This is a genomic window from Rickettsia sp. (genome assembly GCF_965035265.1).
The window spans coordinates 1-15,603 of record NZ_CBCDJS010000020.1; the positions used below are offsets into that span (position 1 = coordinate 1).

Below are 15,603 nucleotides of genomic sequence, written 5' to 3' on the forward strand. Positions count from 1 at the left end.
TGAACGTTCCTCACTATAATAACATTAAAATTTTGGCAAATATTGACGTAATCAATATAGCTAAGGTCGCGTATAAATAATTCGTTATAATCTGTTACTAATATTTTTTTATGAACTTTTTGAAATGATATTTCTCTACCTAGAACCTCAATATTTTGAGAAACAAGGTTATTATCACTAATATCCGTGATAATTTTTTTAAGTTTGTTTTGGTTTTCTAAAGTTAAGGGATAAATGATTCTATCTCCTTTAACTCCTAAAGCCTTATCAAATCGATAATCGTGGTGATTATCAAGACACTTAACATAAAATTTGTTATTAATGATCTCTATAAAAGGTAAGAAAGATTCTCGTTGTAGTCCATCTTTGTAAAGATTATTAGGTATTGTATTAGAGGTGATAAAAATAAAAATATTTTGCTTTATTAATTCACTAAATAATCTGCCGATTATCATTGCATCGGTTATGTCTTTAATTTCAAATTCATCTATACATAACACTTTAGTTTGTTTAGCATAGTTTTTGGCAATTTTAGGGATGATATCTTTTTGATTCTCCGTTTGTAATTTATGCATTGTTTTATGAATTTCCTGCATAAAGTTCTGATAGTGGATAATGGTTTTAGGTATGCTTATCGCTTCAAAAAAAGAATTCATCAGCATAGTCTTACCACTACCCACCGGACCGTATAAATAAATCCCGCTTTTTAAATTGTTTTGATTAAAGAATTTAAATAAACTTTTAGGCTTATTAAGTTCTGCTGCTAACTGTTTTAATTCTTCTAATAACGCAGCTTGTTTTGCATCTAGTATTAATGAAGTAGAGGATTTGGTCATCCAAAATATTTTTTCTCTAGTTTGTTATAGGTTTTTTCTAAAATCGGTAGGTATAACTTTATATTCTCAAAAACTCGTTCTGCATCTTCATATTTATAAACATGAGAAGTATTATTGCGATCTCTAAGCATTTCGAGCCACATTTGCTCATCATCGATCATGCTAAATTGAAAAGCTTTACTTAGAACATCTTTTGGAGTAGTACTGTCAATTTCTTCATAGGCTAGTACTTTCTTTAATACTTTCCAAAATAGTTCTATTACGAATTCAAACCTTTGAACAGAAGCATCTAGGGCATAGTCATTTTTATCAACCTTAGAACGTTCTATAACATCATGTAATCTATTAATTGCTTGACCAAGGCTTTGGAAATAATCTTGCCAAAATATTTTTTCCATTAGAACTTCTCCTTTTTTATAAAGAATTTTTTTAAAATTAATGATATTTTGTTTAAATTTATCATCATCATTTAATGTATCAAATCGTACACAATCTATTTTTAAAAGTGTATCTGCATCATATATTATTTCTAAAACTTGTTGCCAGTCATCTTTACTTGCATTAGGGCAGAGGATGGCAATATCAATATCAGAACGTTCACGATTATCACCTCGCACGCGTGAACCAAAAAGCCAAATTTCTTCTATAAAGGGTAATTTGGCTAGATTTACAAAAAAAGAATATTCTTTGATACTATTCATATTTTTCTATATAAAAGTGTTGCATCGCCGTAGCTAAAAAAACGCATTTTTTCTTTTATAGCATATTTATATAATTCATGCATCTCTTTAAATCCGGCAAAAGCACATATAAGCATAAATAAAGTAGATTTCGGAAAATGGAAATTAGTAAGTAGCATGTCTGCCGTTTGAAATTTAAAACCCGGGGTTATGAAGATATCGGTTTCAAAATCACCTGCTTTTACGATGCCGTTATTGCAAGAACTCTCAAGTGTTCTAAGTGTCGTAGTGCCGATTGCAATAATGCGTCTTCCCTCTTGCTTTGCTTTATTGATGATTTCGGCAGTTTCAGGAGTAATAGAGCAATATTCGGTATGCATTTTATGCTCGTGAATATTTTCGGTTTTTACAGGTAAAAAAGTTCCTGCTCCCACATGTAATGTTAAAAATGTAGTTTGTATGCCTTTTGCTTCAAGCTTATCAAGTATATCCTTAGTAAAATGCAACCCTGCTGTCGGGGCTGCAACTGAGCCTTCTATTTGACTATAGACAGTTTGATAGCGTTCGTTGTCTAGTTTATCGTCATTGCGAGGCATCCTTTGGGATGCCGTGGCAATCTTAGGATTTTGTAATGAGATTGCCGCGTCAGGACTGCGTCCTTCCTCGCAATGACGTTTAGAACGTCTAATATAAACCGGCAAAGGCATCTCACCGTATTTGTCCAAAAATTCAAATACCGAAATATCATCAAGTACAAATTTTACTTTAATCTCGCCCATCGCAAGCTTTTCGGTAATTATTACCTTGTGATTATCAAAATAAAATTCATCATTCACATGCAACTTTCTAGCAGGCTTCGCAAAAGCCGTCCAACAATCATAGTCAATTGATTTGGACTCGCCTACTGCGTTACTCGTCGTCTCGCCTATTATAGGCTTCGCTCCTCGCTCCTTGTATCCGAATCCAACTGAATTGACTATATCTGATAATTTTTGATTCAAATTTATTGTAATATTTTCTCCCAAATGTAACTTTGCTTTTATCACTTTACTATTATTAAAAACTAATAAATCCCCTTCATTTAAGTAATCAATTATATTATAAAATTTAGTTTTAATAGGTGCTGTAGCAGCAATTAATAAATCTGAGTGGTCACGTTTATCAGATGGGTGTTGTGCAATAAGCTCGCTTGGTAAATCAAAGTCAAAATCAGATAGTTTCATAAAACTCACGCTATCAATCCTTTAACTTGAGAGTTCCATAATTTTTGATACAGCTTACTATTTTTTAGTAATTCGGTGTGGCTACCGTCATCGATTATGCTACCTTTTTCAAAAACTAAAATCCTATCCATGTTTAGTAAAGTAGGTAATCTGTGAGCAATAACTATCACGGTTTTATTCTGCATTAAATATTCCATTGATTCTTGAATTAGGCTTTCCGTTTCGCTATCTAAACTACTTGTTGCTTCATCGAGAATTAAAATAGGAGCATTTTTTAAGATAGCTCTTGCTATAATAATTCTTTGACGCTGACCGCCTGATAAGTTATTCCCCCGCTCACCGCACATAGTATCGTAACCGTCAGGTAAATTATCGATAACCTCATGGATATGTGCAGATTTTGCTGCTTCTATAACTTCCTCAAGAGTAGCATCTTTTTTCCCATATCTGATATTTTCCAAAATAGTACGATGAAAAAGTACCGGTTCTTGCGGTATAAGGCTAATAGCTTTTCTTAGAGAGTCTTGAGTTACATGTTTGATATTTTGATTATCTATTAAAATCATCCCTTCTTCTATATCGTGCAGCCTAGTAAGTAAACTAATAAAAGTGGTTTTTCCTGAACCGGAAAATCCGACTAGTCCTACTTTTTGTTTACTCGGTATTAATACCGATTTATTATAAAATAGATTATTGTTGCGATGATAATTAAACGTAACGTTTCTAAATTCAATAATTCCTTCTTTTATATCTAAAGGAGTAGCATTCTCAATATCCGTTATAATATGCGGTGCCATTAGGGATAAGCCTTGATTAAATGCACCAACCTGCTCGAACATATCGCCGATTTCTTGCGTTAAATCCCAAATATCGTCTGCTACATTTATACATAATGTTAGCACTAATACACAATCACCTATAGTTATAGATAATTCACTACGAAGTCTAGATAAATAATAAATCATTATAAAGATCATTATTGAGCAAGAAGTTCCAAGAGCATAGCGTAATTTGAACATGAAAAATTGCATAGTTTGCTCATCAGCTACGGCATTTTCTACTCTTGTTTCTAAATGTTGACGTTCAAATTTATGGGCTGTAAACATTCTAACCGCATTAATGTTGCTAATTGCATCTACAACACTACCGGCAACAAAAGATTGGCTTCTAGCATAATTTAATGAGTATTTATTGATTTTATCCGAGAAAAGAACACTAAGCCCTAAAAAGACCGTAATCCATAAGATAAATATTGTAGCAAAAACGTAATGTACCGAATATAAAGCAACTAATGCAAATACAATAATAGCGAGTTTACGAAGAATTTTTTCACCGAATATCGAAATGATCATCTCAAACGATCTTGCGGTTTCGGTAATACGATTGCTAATATGTCCTGCTAGATTATCCTGAAAGAATTTATGACTATGATATTGTGTATAATTATAAAGTTCATTTAATATTTTCCCTTTTATTACAGGCATAGTCTTTAGATATAAATAATCATATGAACGATATGCTATATTAATACTCTCCCACCAAAGAGCATAAAATACTGCCCAGTAAATCATCGAAGATAAAAGGTTATCTGCATTCTCATCACTGAAAGATTCAATTAAATCAATAATTTTCTGAAGTAATATACTATCAATTGCTGGAATCATGCCGAGTAAAATACAGATCACGGTCAATAAAGTAATTTTAACTTTATCGAATTTTAAAAAATAAATACCTAAGCTAAATGTTGATTTGGATAAAGTAGGGTATTTTATCACGATAATGGACCTCAATATATTTTTTTACTATTATTTTAGAGCATATATTCAATTTAATTATTTTGCAAAAATATACCTAAAAATATTAAATGTATGGAAAAATAATAAACAAGCCTTGCTTCTTACTTTAAATAATGCTACAAAATTCAGGAAATAACTTCAAAATCATTAGAAATGCAAGAAAAAGAATTATCTAATAATTTTTTAGAAGAACAAGAAAAGTCTAAGGAAGACGATTCTCCGTTCTTTGATGTAAAATATATTTGTCAAGCAAGTTTATTAATTACGGACTCTATCCGAAAAGGGTATGATGTAACGCAATTGCCCAATGGTGATATTAATGTCACAGAAGTAAGAATAGTAAATGTTCATTATAATTGGAACTCCGAAAAAGGAAAATTTGTTAAAACTAATCAGATAGAATTTAATAATAGCAAAGGCGGCTAATTAAATCAAATACTGTATACTCGTTTTATTTGAAAAATTGGCTACGTCGTCTTATAAGTTCTGCGGTGCTCACGTATTAAGTATACGCTCCGCTCCTTGCCTTATAGACTCCTTGCTCTTTTCCAAATAAAATTTCGTCTACTCTTCATTATACTTGGAGTATATTGTTATTGTCAAAAAGCTATTATCTTAAAACAGCAGCTTAAACATGGAATTTGATCAAGTATTATTATCAAGGATTCAATTTGCTTTTACTATAAGCTTTCATATAATATTTCCTGCTTTTACTATAGGGCTTGCAAGCTTTTTAGCAGTAATTGAAGGGTTATGGTTAAAAACAAATCGCCAAGTTTATCAAGAAATATACAAATTTTGGGTGAAGATTTTTGCCGTTACTTTCGGTATGGGGGTAGTTTCAGGCGTTGTAATGTCTTATCAATTCGGTACTAATTGGTCAAATTTTTCAGATAAGGTTGGAAATGTCCTCGGTCCGCTTCTCGGTTTTGAAGTATTTACTGCTTTTTTTCTCGAATCCTCTTTTTTAGGTATAATGTTATTTGGCTTTAATAAAGTCAGTAAAAAAGTGCATTTTATTTCTACGTTAATAGTTGCTATCGGTACTGTAATCTCAGCTTTTTGGATACTTGCAGCTAGTAGCTGGATGCATACGCCTGCGGGTTTTGAATTGCAAGGCGAAGGGTTCTTTTATCCTTTAAATTGGCTGGAAATTATTTTTAATCCATCTTTTTCTTACCGCTTTTTCCATATGATTACAGCGGCTTATTTAACTACTTCTTTTGTTATCGGTGGCGTCGGTAGTTTTTATTTACTAAATAATCGTTATAAAGAACATGCTAAAATTATGCTTTTTATGGCGGTATTAATGGCATTAATCGTTGCACCTATTCAAATATTTATCGGTGATCTACATGGTTTAAATACTCTTAAATATCAACCGGTCAAGGTCTCGGCTATGGAAGGTATTTGGAATACGGAAAAAGGAGCGGCTTTTAATATTATCGGCTTTCCTGATGAGAAAGAAGAAAAAACAAAATATGCTATAGAAATACCTTATGCTAGTAGTTTAATCTTAACGCATAGCTTAGACGGTGAAGTGAAAGGATTAAAAGAATGGACAAAAGAAGAGCGTCCGCCGGTTGCAGTAGTATTTTTTAGCTTCCGTATTATGGTAGGCATCGGTTTCTTAATGGTATTTACAGGTGTAGCGGGCTTATATCTTTATTTGAAAAAAAGATTATATACTACGCATTGGTTTCAATATTGGTATATATTAATGTCGCCTTCAGGCTTTATTGCAGTACTTGCCGGTTGGTTCGTAACTGAGGTAGGTAGACAACCTTACATAGTATATAATATTTTAAAAACGGCTGATATGGTATCGCCGGTACTTGGCAAGTATGTATTTATTTCTCTAATTGCTTTTGTAGTGGTGTATGTGATAATTTTCGGAGCAGGTATATATTATATAATGCATTTGATAAAGAAAGGTATAGAGGCGATAGATAATAAAGAAACGTACGGAGAGTATGGGTTAAGTAATCGGTTGTAATTTATGTCATACCGCGACTTGATCGCGGTATCTTTTGAATTAAATTTTTGGTGGATACCGCGATCAAGTCGCGGTATGACAATGTAGGCAATTTATGTTAAATTTTGCACCTTATATAGATTTACCGCTTGTTTGGGGTGGGCTTATAGCTACCGCTATTTGTTTATATGTTTTATTAGACGGTTTTGATTTAGGAGTAGGGATATTATTTCCGTTTGCACCTACCGATGATTGCCGTCATAAAATGATCAATTCTATTGCTCCTTTTTGGGATGGTAACGAAACTTGGTTAGTACTTGGCGGCGGTGGTTTATTTGCAGCTTTTCCGCTTGCGTATTCGCTTTTAATGCCGGCTTTATATATTCCTATTACATTAATGTTACTTGGCTTAATATTTCGTGGTGTAGCTTTTGAATTTCGTTTTAAAGCTCATATAGGTCATCGTTATATTTGGGACTATGCTTTTCATTTCGGCTCTATGCTTGCTGTTTTTTGTCAAGGTTTAATGCTTGGTAATTTTGTCCAAGGAATAGAAGTGCAAGGACGAGAATTTGCAGGGGGAAGCTTTGATTTTCTTACTCCCTTTTCTGTGATGACCGGGATAGCGTTAATATTCGGTTATGCTCTTTTAGGAGCTACTTGGCTTATTATGAAAACAGAAAAAGAAACACAAGAATGGGCTTATAAATCTGCTTTGTATATTTTATTTTATGTCGCCCTGTTTATGGGGCTTGTAAGCTTATGGGTGCCTTTTTTAAATAACCACATAAATCATCGTTGGTTTAGTATACCGAATATTTACTATTTATCGATTGTGCCTATTATAACTGCCTTAATATTTATCAAATTAATTAAAGCTATTAAGCAAAAAAAAGAAGTAAAACCTTTTATTTATACGATTTCGTTATTTTTATTAGGATATTTAGGGCTAGCTATAAGTATATGGCCATATATCGTTCCTTATAAAGTTACGCTTGAAACAGCAGCAGCAGCACCGGAGTCACAGTCTTTACTGCTGATAGGAGCGGTGATATTCCTACCTGTCATACTTGGCTATACTTTTTATTGTTATTATATATTCCGTGGCAAATCATCTCATCATCCGTTATATTAAAAAAATAACCTCTTGTCTAAAAGGGTGGCAATGGTTTATTATTCTATGGCTTAGTGGATTATTATCTACGCTACTTTTAACTTATATAGTTAAGCTGGTGTTTAGGATGATAGGGTAAAATTGTCATCGTCATTGCGAGCGACTGAAAGGAGCGTGGTAATCTCAAGGTTTTGGCCTGAGATTGCTTCGTCAAAATTTTCAATTTTTCCTCGCAATGACCTATTATAAAATATATGAAAAAAATCTCAGCATTTATTATTACTAAAAACGAAGCTGCAAGGATAGCACGAGCTGTAAATAGTGTAAAAAATATTGTTGATGAGGTGATAGTAGTAGATAGTGAAAGTACTGATGATACAGTAGCAATAGCCGAAAAATTAGGAGCTAAGGTAATAGTAAAACCATGGCTTGGTTATGTAGGGCAGAAATCTTTTGCCGAAAGCCTTTGCACTAATGATTGGGTTCTTAATATTGATGCTGATGAGGAGCTATCTAAAGAGTTACAAGACGAAATAGAGTGTATTTTTGCTTCTCATAATCAAGATCGTTATGTAGCTTATCAAATAAAGCTTTTAATAATACATCGTAATGACCGAAAGCCACGGATGTTTGCCCCATTTAATAAATGTACTCGGTTGTATAATAAAAAGTTTGCAAGCTTTGTAAATACTGTAAATAGTACTACTCATGATTCGGTGGTATTTAACAAAGATGTTGATTTTGTAGGTAAAATTTATCTATTAAATGAAGCTGCTTATCATTATTCGGGTACTTCAATTGAGCAGTTGGTAACTAAAGCAAATTTTTACTCTAGCGAGCAAGCAAAAGATTTAAAAGTGCAAGGTAAAAAGCTTTCAAATATCCGAATAGCTTTTGAAATGTTATTGTGGTTTTTTAAAGCATTTTTTATTAGAAGATATTTTGTATTCGGTTTTGACGGGTTTGTAGATTCAATGATATTTGCTTTCGCAAGGTTTTTACGTCTTGCAAAATTAAGAGAGTCGTCGCCTCGATGTCATTCCAGCGAAAGCGGGAATCCAGTAATTAATAAAAAGTGATTATGAAAGAAAATTTTAACGTTAGTAAATTAAAAAACGGTTTGACAGTCTTAACCTATAATATGCCTTATGTTAATTCGGTAGCAATAAATTTAATTGCTAAAGTTGGAGCACGTTATGAAAATGCAGAAGAGGAGGGCATATCTCACTTTCTTGAGCATATGGCTTTTAAAGGTACAAAAACTAGAACGGCAAAACAGATAGCAGAAGAGTTTGACTCTATAGGTGGACATTTTAATGCCTATACCGGCCATGAGAACACGGTATATTATGCACGAGTCTTGTCTGAAAATTGTGATAAAGCACTTAATATACTTGCTGATATAATTCAAAATTCCATTTTTGCCGACGAAGAAATAGCTAAGGAATATCAGGTGATAATGCAGGAAATTGCTCATCATCAGGATAATCCCGATGATCTAGTATATGAGAAATTTTATAATAAAGTTTATAAAGATCAACCTTTGGGTAAGTCAATCTTAGGTACGACTAAAACCCTTGTGACTTTTACAAAAGAGCATTTTTCTAAGTTTATAGACAAGCATTATAATGCCGGAAATCTCTATTTATCGGTTGCAGGTAATATTGATCATGATAAAATAGTAGCTATAGCAGAACAGTTATTTTCTTCTTTAAAACAAGGAGAAAGGAGTAACTTTTTACCTGCAAAATATATAGGTGGGAGCGGATTTATTAATAAGGAGTTAGAGCAAACTAGTTTAATACTAGGGTTTGAAGGTACGCCATATGTTAATTTAGAAAAGCTTTATCAAGCCCACCTACTTTCTATAATATTCGGTGGCGGTATGTCATCTCGTTTATTTCAAAGCATTCGCGAGAAATTAGGTTTAGCATATTCCGTAGGTAGTTATAATAGTGCTTATTTTGATAGTGGAGTGTTTACAATTTATGCCTCCACTGCACATGATAAATTAGAATTATTATGTAAAGAGATTAAAAACGAAATAACAAAAATGACTGAAAGAGTAAATACCGAAGAGCTTATTAGAGCTAAGACGCAGCTCCGAAGTAATTTGCAAATGGCTCAAGAAAAAAATACTTATAAATCAGAAGAAATAGGCAAAAATTATTCTGTTTTCGGCAAATATATTCCCCCTGATGAAATTATGGAAATTATTATGAATATACAAGCCAAGGATATTATTAATATGGCAAATAAAATATTTAGCGGTACGACTACCTCGGCAATTATAGGTCCGAATAATCTTCGAGTAAATGTGTAGACCGAAAAGTAGTCAGTGTGTCATACCGTGGCTTGACCACGGTATCCAGAAAAAACAACTTAAAATATACTAATGTTATTAATATTTTTAACTAGACTCCGTGGTCAAGCCACGGGGTGACACAGAATACTTAAATGAATTTTGAGAAAATAACAAATGAAAACACAACTTTACAAAGGTTCGAGTAAAATCTTATATTCTGCCGAAGAAGATTTTTTACTTATAATGGCTTTTTTCGATAATGTCACCTTAGAAAGCGGTGAAATTATTGAGGTATCAGGCAAGGGGGTGCTTAATAATAATATTTCTTCTTTCCTAATGGATAAACTAGAAATGATTGGTATTGAAAATCATTTTATCGAAAAAATAAATATGAGAGAGCAATTAATTCAGTATGTAGAAGTATTCCCGGTGCAGGTAATAGTATCATCGGTAGCGTGCGGTAGATTTGTAAAAGAATTTGGGATGGACGAAGGGTATGTATTTGATAAGCCGATCATTGATTTTAGAGTCCGGAGTCGTGAATTTAAATATCCGATAGTTAATGAGCATCAAATATTAAATTTCGGCTGGTTAACTAATGACGAAATTAAAGCGGTAAAAGAACAAGCTTTGCGTATATATGATTTCCTAAGCGGGTTATTTATCGGTGTCGGGATTCGGCTTGTTGAGTGTAAATTAGAATTTGGACGTGTATTTAACGGTGAAGAATCTATCATTATGTTAACTGATGAAATTAGTCCGGATAATTGTAGATTGTGGCATATTAATAGTAATGAGAAATTAGGATTTGAATTGCTTGAAAACGAGCCGAATAAAGCTTTTGAATCATATCAGTTAATAGCTGATCGTTTAAAAGAAAAATAAATATATTTTTTAAGCGGCATATGTTATTTTGGACTTGAAAAACGCACTTGGTGTCATCTAGTAGCTTGTACCTGCGGTATCCAAAAAAAATTTAAAAAGACTAGACCCCGTGGTCAAGCCACAGGGTGACATCGGAAAACTTACCCACGCAGGAACAACATTTTAGTTTTTAATAATTTTTTACAGTAGAAAAGATGAAAATACGTTTTATTATAATAAGCTTTTTAGTTTTAATCTTAGTAGGGTGGGGATATGCTGCCTATAAATTTGAACATCAAAGTAAAGAGAATATTATCTCTATCCTTGATAAATATGAAGAATATATAACTTATGATACAATAAAAGTTAATAAATATAGCTTTAGTATTACTTTAAATAAAGTAATGTTAAAACCTATAGATTTTTATTATGACGAAGTAGTTATTAGGCACATACCGTTTTTAAATATTACAAAAATTGATTCTTACGGAAATAATGTAAAAATTACTACCGCTCAAGATGAAGAAGATATTTTTTATTCTCCCGATCATCATACAACAATTTGGTTTAGAAAGTCTTTGTTTAATAGAGAACCTGATTATTGGAAATTAAGCGTGAATGATAATAAATCAGCTTATTATAGTTCTAAAGGTGCAGAAAAATTATCAGAGAATGATGTTAGTAATGCTGTAATCACTAACACTAAAACGTCTGATAATCTTAATTTGTTAACCTTGGATGGGAAAAGCACAGTTTCTTTCATTTCTGAAAACTATAGTAAAAATTTATCTGATAAAGTTTTTAAATTTTTAAGAGATAAAATAGGAGAAGATGCTAATTTTGATTCATTTGAATATGATTTAGCAAAGTTGGAAATATTAAATGTGCCGACTACTTATAGTAGCCAATTAAAACTTAAATATAGCGATGAGTTAGTGGCTCTTGGAAAATTATTAATTCAAAATTTTTCTTTAGATCAAAAGCAAGATGAGAATATGAATGCCGTTATTTTTATGCAAATATTAGGCGAATTAGTAAAAGGTAAGCCGTTTTTATTTGCTTGCGATATTGAAAGAAAAGGGAAAATAGAAAGTAATTTATACAAATTAAATATAGAAAAAGATAAAGTTTTTGATTTTGCTTTAAATATTAAATCTACTATAGAACCTTCGGAGATATATCAAAAGACGGCGATTGAAGCTTTAGGAAGCTACTTTAGTAATGGTTTAAACAAAAGAGCCGAGTTAGACAAAATTTTTAAACTAACTAGCCCTATTACTCAAGAAGATGGAGAAAAAGTAATGGGTGTTTTTGCAAAAATAAATAATTCCGAATTTAATTTAAAAGGTGAGTTTGACCCTGAAGCAAAAAAATTATCCGGCAAAACTAATCTTGTAATGGATGATTTAAATTTTGCTATTGATATTGATATGCCTAATTTAGAGAATCCTCTGAATCTAGAAAGCGTAATAAAATTATCGGATCCAAATGCGTTTATAAATAATTTTGTGAATTATACTAATAATGCTATTGTACCGGTGCTTAATAAAATAGAAAATTCTAAGGAATTTGCTTTAAATTTAGGAAAACAAACTTCAGTAATAAAGCAATACGGTTTTGGAGTAATAGAAGCTTTTAGTAAAAATTCTGAATTAAAAAATGGTGAATCTTTAGTAGCTGATATAAAAGGTAAAGATGCCGGACTAACTATTAACGATAAAACTATAGATCAGATTTTTAGTGATGCAAAAGTATTAGAATTTATGAATGCCATGGCTCAAATAGAACTGGATGTCATTCCTGCGAAAGCAGGAATCCAGCATAAAGCGAGATAAATCGAGCTTTTAAAAAGCTTTGAAGTAATGGATTCCCGCCTACGCGGGAATGACATATTAAGGTATACAAGTAAAAAATTTGAAGAAAAAATAAGTTAGAATAAAAATGATTAATATTTCCTTTCCCGATGGGAGTGTAAAACAGTTTGAAAAAAATGTTACGGTTTTTGAAGTAGCAAATGCAATTTCAATGTCACTTGCTAAAGCAGCAATGGTTGCCGAAATAAACGACGAGCTTAAAGACTTAAGTACCGTAATTGAGAATGATTGCAAGCTTCGTATTTTAACTGCAAAAGATTCCGAATGTCTTGAGATAATAAGGCATGATGCAGCTCATATTATAGCTGAAGCGGCTAAAGAATTATTTCCTGATATTCAGGTAACTATCGGTCCTGCAATTGAAAACGGCTTCTTTTACGATTTTGCTAAGGATAAGCCATTTACGCCGGATGATGTGGCAATGATAGAAGCAAGAATGTATGAAATAGTCAAGCGAAATGAAAAAATTACTAGAGAGCTATGGGATCGTGATGAGGCTGTAGAATTTTTTAAATCGATAGGAGAACATTATAAAGCTGAAATTATTGCGTCAATTCCGGCAGGTGAACCTATTACTTTATACAAGCAAGGTAATTTTATTGATTTATGCCGAGGTCCGCATGCTCCTTCCACAGGTTTTGTTAAGCATTTTAAGTTGATGAAAGTTGCGGGAGCTTATTGGCGAGGTGATAGTCGTAATGAGATGTTACAGCGTATATACGGTACTGCGTGGGCTACGAAAGAGCAGTTAGATAATTATCTATTTATGCTTGAAGAAGCTGAAAAACGTGATCATAGAAAACTAGGGAAAGAGCTTGATTTATTCCACTTCCAAGAAGAAGCCCAAGGAATGGTATTTTGGCATGATAAAGGCTGGAGTATATATAATATTATCGAGCAGTATATTAGGAAAAAGATTCGTAAAAACGGCTATACTGAGGTTAAGACTCCTGTTTTAGTTGATAAGAGTCTTTGGGAGGCTTCAGGACATTGGGAAAAATTTCGTGATGATATGTTTGCGTTAGAAACAGATGACAAGACGCTTGCTTTGAAGCCGATGAATTGCCCTTGCCACGTGCAGATTTTTAAGCAGGGCATCAAGAGCTATCGTGATTTGCCGCTTCGTATGTCAGAGTTTGGGTTATGCCATCGTAATGAGGCGTCTGGTGCTTTGCACGGTTTAATGAGAGTGCGGAGCTTAGTGCAAGACGATGCTCATATATTTTGTGCTGAGGAACAAATTACCGAGGAAACAGTTAGCTTTTGTAAGTTACTTACTGAAGTTTATAAGGATTTTGGCTTTACCGATATAAAGGTAAAATTTTCTGATCGTCCTGAAACTCGGGCAGGAAGTGATGAAGTTTGGGATAAAGCTGAGAATGCTTTAAAAGAAGCTGTAGAAAAAGCCAGGTTTACCTATACGCTAAACCCGGGCGAAGGTGCATTTTATGGACCGAAGCTTGAGTTTGTGTTAACTGATGCGATAGGGCGGCAATGGCAATGCGGTACATTGCAGATGGATTTTGTATTGCCGGAGCGACTCGATGCTAGCTATATTGCAGCAAGCGGTGAGAAAAAAAGACCCGTAATGCTTCATAGAGCGATACTTGGCTCACTTGAGCGTTTTATCGGTATATTGATCGAAGAATATGCAGGTAAGTTTCCGCTTTGGCTTGCACCTAGGCAGGTTGCCATTGCAACCATCACCAGTGATTTAAATGATTACGCTTTGGAAGTACAAAAAGCTTTAATTGATAATGGTGTAAGGACGGATATTAATATCTCTCCCGATAAAATTAATTATAAAATTCGTGAGTTTTCTAATCAAAAAGTACCGATGATTGCGGTAATTGGTAAGCAAGAAAAAGAAAATAAACAAGTAACAATTAGAAGACTCGGAACTACTGAGCAGGAAGTCTTATCGGTAGAGCAATTGGTAGCCCTAGTTAAGGAAGAAAATGAGAAGTATCTTTAAGATTAGCGTCATTGCGAGGAAATTTACATAGTAAATTGACGAAGCAATCTCAGGAGTTTGTTATTATTTCATGAGATTGCCACGCAGTCTGCGACTGCTCGCAATGACGGGGTGGTATCCACGCAACAATGCCTTTCTGCTTTTAGCTAAGAATGACATACATTTCTCAACTTATGAAAATACAAACTACCCCTATTTCTTTTTTATGGTCCGTTATAAAGCCATATAAATATTGGTATCTTATTATGATGATGGCACCGTTTGCAAATGGTGTTTATCCTATTTTATATAATTATGCTGTAAAGCTTTTACTTGATCTGTTTACTCAAAACGAAAAAATTACACTTGCCCAAAGTTATAAACCGATAATGTGTTTTATAATGGCACAAGTTATACTTGATGGAGCTTGGCGTGCTCACAATTTTGCACAGCTTAAGGCAATTCCTTATATCTTTCAAGATATGCTGAATAAAATATGTACTCACTGTTTTAATTTGCCGTATACTTATTTTCAAAATAATCTTTCCGGTTCTATAGTCGGAAGAGTACGCGGTATAGGTGATAATTATTATAAAATGCACCAAGCAATAGAGTATCAATTAAGCAGACCTCTACTCATTACACTATTTTCCGGTATTGTGCTTGCCTATACTAATATTAAAATATTTACTGTTATTATTGCCTTTACTGCTATTTACTTACCGCTCGCATTACATTTTTTTACTAAACTTGCCAAAATGGAGCAGGCTAAGCAAGATTCGTGGTACAATTTATTTGGTATAGTAGCTGATTGCATTACAAACATCTTTACAATTTTCTCATTTGCAGCAAAAAAGCGAGAATTAAATAAAGTACAAGATTATAATCGTAACGTACATAACCCTTTAACGATTAAATATTATAAATATGACCTCATTATCTCTATAATATTATCTTTAGTATATTGGGTATATGTGATAGG

13 protein-coding genes are annotated in these 15,603 nt (G+C 33.0%); 9 read left to right on the forward strand and 4 right to left on the reverse strand.

Annotated features, from left to right (window positions below; genetic code table 11):
- The 4 genes from zapE to AC1Z7D_RS02335 all read right to left on the reverse strand — a co-directional run.
- A partial coding sequence (gene zapE, locus AC1Z7D_RS02320; protein ID WP_482601581.1) for a cell division protein ZapE occupies nt 1-836 on the reverse strand: 836 nt, incomplete at its 3' end.
- Entirely contained in the window at nt 833-1,537 is a 705-nt protein-coding gene (locus AC1Z7D_RS02325) for an HI0074 family nucleotidyltransferase substrate-binding subunit (protein WP_482601583.1), read from the reverse strand. The genes AC1Z7D_RS02325 and zapE, both read right to left, overlap by 4 nt.
- The gene (gene queA, locus AC1Z7D_RS02330; protein WP_482601585.1) at nt 1,534-2,739 is read right to left on the reverse strand and encodes a tRNA preQ1(34) S-adenosylmethionine ribosyltransferase-isomerase QueA; all 1,206 of its coding nucleotides are present in this window, start codon (nt 2,737-2,739) and stop codon (nt 1,534-1,536) included. The genes AC1Z7D_RS02325 and queA overlap by 4 nt, the downstream gene beginning before the upstream one ends.
- A 5-nt stretch (nt 2,740-2,744) precedes the next feature.
- On the reverse strand, nt 2,745-4,514 hold the full coding sequence (locus tag AC1Z7D_RS02335) for an ABC transporter ATP-binding protein (protein ID WP_482601587.1): 1,770 nt from the start codon (nt 4,512-4,514) through the stop codon (nt 2,745-2,747).
- 174 nt (nt 4,515-4,688) lie between these two features.
- Between AC1Z7D_RS02335 and AC1Z7D_RS02340 the strand changes: the two genes are divergently transcribed.
- The 9 genes from AC1Z7D_RS02340 to AC1Z7D_RS02380 all read left to right on the forward strand — a co-directional run.
- Nucleotides 4,689-4,961, forward strand: coding sequence for a DUF2671 domain-containing protein (locus tag AC1Z7D_RS02340; protein ID WP_010976947.1), 273 nt, complete (start codon nt 4,689-4,691; stop codon nt 4,959-4,961).
- Nucleotides 4,962-5,169: 208 nt separating this feature from the next.
- A complete protein-coding gene (locus AC1Z7D_RS02345) occupies nt 5,170-6,531 on the forward strand; it encodes a cytochrome ubiquinol oxidase subunit I (RefSeq protein WP_482601590.1) in 1,362 nt (453 codons plus the stop codon).
- Between the two features lie 94 nt (nt 6,532-6,625).
- Entirely contained in the window at nt 6,626-7,645 is a 1,020-nt protein-coding gene (gene cydB / locus AC1Z7D_RS02350; protein WP_482601592.1) for a cytochrome d ubiquinol oxidase subunit II, read from the forward strand.
- 233 nt (nt 7,646-7,878) lie between these two features.
- Nucleotides 7,879-8,703, forward strand: coding sequence for a glycosyltransferase family 2 protein (locus AC1Z7D_RS02355; RefSeq protein WP_482601594.1), 825 nt, complete (start codon nt 7,879-7,881; stop codon nt 8,701-8,703).
- 2 nt (nt 8,704-8,705) lie between these two features.
- Nucleotides 8,706-9,947, forward strand: a complete 1,242-nt coding sequence (locus tag AC1Z7D_RS02360) for a M16 family metallopeptidase (protein WP_482601596.1) — start codon at nt 8,706-8,708, stop codon at nt 9,945-9,947.
- A gap of 156 nt (nt 9,948-10,103) precedes the next feature.
- Nucleotides 10,104-10,814 (forward strand): phosphoribosylaminoimidazolesuccinocarboxamide synthase, encoded by a 711-nt coding sequence (locus AC1Z7D_RS02365; protein WP_482601598.1) that lies wholly within the window; start codon nt 10,104-10,106, stop codon nt 10,812-10,814.
- A gap of 194 nt (nt 10,815-11,008) precedes the next feature.
- Entirely contained in the window at nt 11,009-12,628 is a 1,620-nt protein-coding gene (locus AC1Z7D_RS02370) for a phosphoribosylaminoimidazolesuccinocarboxamide synthase (RefSeq protein ID WP_482601600.1), read from the forward strand.
- Nucleotides 12,629-12,734: 106 nt separating this feature from the next.
- Nucleotides 12,735-14,642: a threonine--tRNA ligase gene (thrS, locus tag AC1Z7D_RS02375; protein WP_482601602.1), complete on the forward strand. Its 1,908-nt coding sequence runs from the start codon at nt 12,735-12,737 to the stop codon at nt 14,640-14,642.
- A 173-nt stretch (nt 14,643-14,815) separates the two neighbouring features.
- A partial coding sequence (locus tag AC1Z7D_RS02380) for an ABC transporter transmembrane domain-containing protein (protein WP_482601604.1) occupies nt 14,816-15,603 on the forward strand: 788 nt, incomplete at its 3' end.